Source organism: Rubellimicrobium roseum (assembly GCF_006152145.1).
Taxonomy (GTDB): Bacteria; Pseudomonadota; Alphaproteobacteria; order Rhodobacterales; family Rhodobacteraceae; genus Rubellimicrobium; species Rubellimicrobium roseum.
The window spans coordinates 1-4,104 of record NZ_VDFV01000105.1 but is presented as its reverse complement, the minus strand read 5'-3'; the positions used below and the strand labels follow the sequence as shown (position 1 = coordinate 4,104).

Genomic DNA, 4,104 nt, shown 5'->3' with positions numbered 1-4,104 from the left:
GCAAGATCGTCACCGTGACCCAGGCCCGCGGCGGCATCGGGTCCTCCACCCTGGCCGTGAACCTGGCCGACCGGCTGATGGACCGGCGCGGGCTGCGCAAGGTCCCCCGCAACCGGGTCGTGGTCGTGGATCTCGACATCCAGTTCGGGGCGGTCGCGAGCCTGCTCGACGCCAAGGAGAACGAGGCCCTTTACCAGATCGCGATGGACGGCACGGTGCCGGACGCGACCTTCATCTCGCAGGCTCTCGCGACCACCCCCGGGGGCCTGTGGGTCCTGGCGGCCCCCTCGAAGTTCGCGCCTCTTGAGGCGCTGACGAGCGCGCAGATCGGCGCCCTCCTCGACGCGCTCGCCAAGCAGTTCGACTACGTGGTCGTCGACCTGCCCCGCACCCTCGTCCTTTGGATCGCCGCCGTCCTGGAGCGGACCGACCGCCTGCTGCTGGCAACGGACGGCGCGGTCCCCTCCGTGCGGCAGGCCCGGCGCCTGCTCGACATCTACCTGGAGAACAACCCGGCCCTCCAGGTCGAGGTCGTCATGAGCCAGGAGCACAAGCCCCTGATCAAAGGCAGCCCGCACAGGGAAGCGGAGAAGCTTCTCGAGCGGCCCTTCCGGCACTGGCTGCCCTTCGACCCGAAGGCCGCGCGAAAGGCCAGCGACCGCGGCCTGCCGCTGGCGGCTGTCAGCAACTCCGCCCTGTCCAAGGCCATCGCCGCCCTCGGCCGCCAGACGCTGGCCTCTCTTGCCCAGCAGACCCCCGCCCACGCCCGCGCCCACTAGGAGCTTCAGGAGATCCCATGTTCCGCAACTTCACACGTCCTGAAGGCTCCCAGGCCAAGGTCGTGCCTCTGCCTGGGACATCTCCCTCTCCTGCCGTTGTGGAGCAAGGGGCCGCCCAGTTCGTCACGTCCGCCGAGCGCGACCTCGTCAAGCGCCTGGAGCTCAAGAGCAAGCTGCATGAGGCGGTGCTCGAGCGCATGAACCTCAACGTCCTCGACAAGATCGACCCCGAGGACCTCCGGCGCGAGATGGTGAACCTGGTCAACCAGGTGCTCCTGGCCGAGAACAATCCCCTGCCGGCCGCCGAGTTCAAGGAGATCGTCGAGGAGTTGCTGCACGAGGTGCTGGGCCTGGGGCCGCTGGAGCCCCTCCTGGCGGACCCCACCATCAACGACATCCTCGTGAACGGCTACCGCAGCGTCTACGTGGAGCGGTTCGGGGTGCTGGAGAAGGTGCCGACGCGCTTTCGCGACGAGAAGCACCTCCTGCGCATCATCGACAAGATCGTGAGCCGGGTGGGGCGGCGCATCGACGAGAGCACCCCCTGGGTGGACGCCCGGCTGGAGGACGGCAGCCGGGTGAACGCGATCATCCGGCCCTGCGCCATCGATGGGCCGTCCATGTCGATCCGCAAGTTCTCCAAGAAGCCCTACACCATGGACCGGCTGGTCGACGCCGGCGCCCTGTCGGCCAAGGCGGCCGCCCTCCTGCGCGGGCTCGTGCAGGCGCGGATGAACGTCATCATCTCGGGCGGCACGGGCTCGGGCAAGACCACGATGCTCAATGCCATGTCCTCGTTCATCGACGAGCACGAGCGGATCGTCACCATCGAGGACGCGGCCGAGCTGCAGCTCCAGCAGGAGCACGTCGTCCGGCTCGAGACGCGGCCCGCGACGCCCACGGGCGCGGGGGCGGTCCTGCAGCGCGATCTCGTCAAGAACGCCCTGCGGATGCGTCCTGACCGCATCATCATCGGCGAATGCCGGGGCGCCGAGACCTTTGACATGCTCCAGGCCATGAACACCGGCCACGACGGCTCGATGACCACGGTCCACGCGAACACGGCCCGCGACGCGCTGGGCCGGCTGGAGCAGATGGTCACCATGACGGGCATCGACTTTCCGCAGTCGGCGGTCCGGACCCAGATCGCCTCGGGTCTGCACTTCGTGGTGCAGCTCTCGCGCCTGTCGGACGGCCGGCGCCGGGTCATGAGCGTGAGCGAGATCACCGGCATGGAGGGCAGCGTCATCACCATGCAGGACATCTTCGTCTTCCGGAAGAAGGGCAAGTCTGAGAGCGGCGAGGTGCTGGGCGACTTCATCCCGACCGGCATCCGGCCGCGCTGCGCCGATGCCCTGGCGGCGGCCGGCGTCGACCTCGACCCCAGCGCCTTCCTGGCGGAGCGCGGCGCATGACCTCCTTCGCGCTTGAGCAGCAGGAGATCGTCTACGCCGTCTATGTCGGCATCGCGCTCGGGGCCTTTCTCCTCATCACCGGGCTGGCGCAGCTCCTGAGCCGGAGCGAGACCGGCATCGAGGCGCGCAACCGCCGCATGAGGATGATCCGAAAGGGAGCCACCACCGAGGAGGTGCTGGCGCTCCTGAAGCCCTCCAATGAGGCGAGCCTCATCAACCGGCTGCCCTTCCTCGGACACCTGTCCAAGGACATGCGCCGCGCCGGCATGACCATGGAGCCCGGGCGGCTCCTGCTGCTGTCGCTGATGAGCGGCGCGCTGGTCGGGGTCTTCGCCCTGGGGGTCCTGCCGCCACTCCAGGCCGGCCTCCTGGCGCTTGGGCTCGGTTACCTGCTCCCGGTCGTCATCGTCCGGGTGAAGCGGCAGAAGCGGATGGATGCTTTGGTTGCGCAGCTGCCTGACGCGCTCGAGCTCATGGCCCGCGGCCTGAAGGTCGGCCATCCGCTCAACACCTCGATCAGCCATGTGGCCCACGAGATGCCCGACCCGATCGGCAGCGAGTTCGGGATCATCTTCGACCAGGTGGCCTACGGCGACGACCTCGTGACGGCGGTGCAGGACTTCGCCGAGCGAGTGGATGTCGAGGACGTGCACTACCTGGCCGCCAGCATCGCCATCCAGCACGGCACCGGGGGCGATCTGGCCCGGATTGTCGACACGCTGGCCCGGGTCATCCGCGGCCGCATTGTCATGCGGCGCAAGATCAAGGCGATCAGCTCGGAAGGGCGGCTCTCGGCGTGGTTCCTGTCGGCCATCCCGTTCCTGATCTACGGCATGACGTCGATCACCAATCCTAGCTACTACGGTGAGGTGGCGGATGATCCGGTCTTCTTGCCGATGATGATCACCATCGGGGTCCTCGTCGCCGCCAATGCCCTGATCCTGCGCAAGCTCGTCAACTTCCGCGTCTGAGGCCCTGTCATGATTGAGCAGATCGAGTTCCTTGCCTCCCAGATGGGTCTCTCCCTGCGGACCCTGCTGCTGATGGGCATCGGCGCCGGCTGTCTGCTCGGCTTCCTGGGCATCGCGGCCCTGGCGACGGACCGCAACCCGGCCGCGGTCCGGCTCGCCGCCGGCCGCAAGGCCCGGACCGGACCCCGCCCCGACCGCGGGCTCCTGCGCGATCCCGACGCCGATCCCAGGGGGCTGGCGAAGGCCTTCGTGCCCACCGACATGTCCCAGCGGGTCCAACTGGCACGGGATCTCGCGCAGGCCGGTTTCACGGGGCCCCATGCCGTCCGCAACTACCAGATGGTCCGGGTTGTCTTCGGCATCCTCCTGCCGGGCCTCCTGCTGGGGCTGATCGTCCTCGGGCGCCTGCCCGGCGTGACCATGCCCTTCGACCTGCACAGCCACGTGGCCGATCTGAGCAATCGACAGATCATGCTGGGTCTCTCCGCGCTCGTCGTGCTGGGCTATTTCGGACCGCACTACTGGCTGAAGGGCCGGGTCGCCGAGCGGCGGCAGAAGATCGAGGAGTCCTTTCCCAACGCCCTCGATCTCATGCAGATCTCGGTCGAGGCGGGCCTGGGCTTCGATGCCGCCATGACCCGCGTAGGCAACGAGCTGGCCGCCGTCTCGCCGGAGATGTCGTGGGAGTTCCTGGCCGTCCAGCACCAGGTTCAGGCCGGGCGGCCCCGGCAGGACGCCCTGGCCGACATGGCGGCGCGCACCGGGGTCGACACGGTCCGTTCCTTCGCCAGCGTCGTGGCCCAGTCGATGCAGTTCGGCACCAGCATGTCCGAGGCGCTCACCGCCTATGCCGCTGAGATGCGCACGGTGCGCGAGATGAAGGCGCAGGAGATGGCGAACAAGCTCCCGGTGAAGATGTCGGCCGTCCTGGCCTCCCTG

The 4,104-nt window shown here is 68.4% G+C and carries 4 protein-coding genes; all 4 read left to right on the top strand.

Features of this window, described 5'->3' with window-relative positions; genetic code table 11:
- Positions 1 to 779: CpaE/TadZ family protein (locus FHG71_RS22795; protein WP_139084070.1), on the top strand; the 779-nt coding region annotated here is incomplete at its 5' end.
- Between the two features lie 17 nt (positions 780 to 796).
- Positions 797 to 2,194, top strand: coding sequence for a TadA family conjugal transfer-associated ATPase (locus FHG71_RS22790; protein WP_139084068.1), 1,398 nt, complete (start codon positions 797 to 799; stop codon positions 2,192 to 2,194).
- Positions 2,191 to 3,165: a type II secretion system F family protein gene (locus tag FHG71_RS22785; RefSeq protein WP_139084067.1), complete on the top strand. Its 975-nt coding sequence runs from the start codon at positions 2,191 to 2,193 to the stop codon at positions 3,163 to 3,165. The genes FHG71_RS22790 and FHG71_RS22785 overlap by 4 nt, the downstream gene beginning before the upstream one ends.
- Positions 3,166 to 3,174: 9 nt before the next feature.
- Positions 3,175 to 4,104: type II secretion system F family protein (locus tag FHG71_RS22780; protein ID WP_139084065.1), on the top strand; the 930-nt coding region annotated here is incomplete at its 3' end.

What these genes read in the sequence shown, in the direction of transcription:
- FHG71_RS22790 (WP_139084068.1), top strand. Translation starts at nt 797, where the DNA reads ATGTTCCGCAACTTCACACGTCCTGAAGGCTCCCAGGCCAAGGTCGTG.
- FHG71_RS22785 (WP_139084067.1), top strand. Translation starts at nt 2,191, where the DNA reads ATGACCTCCTTCGCGCTTGAGCAGCAGGAGATCGTCTACGCCGTCTAT.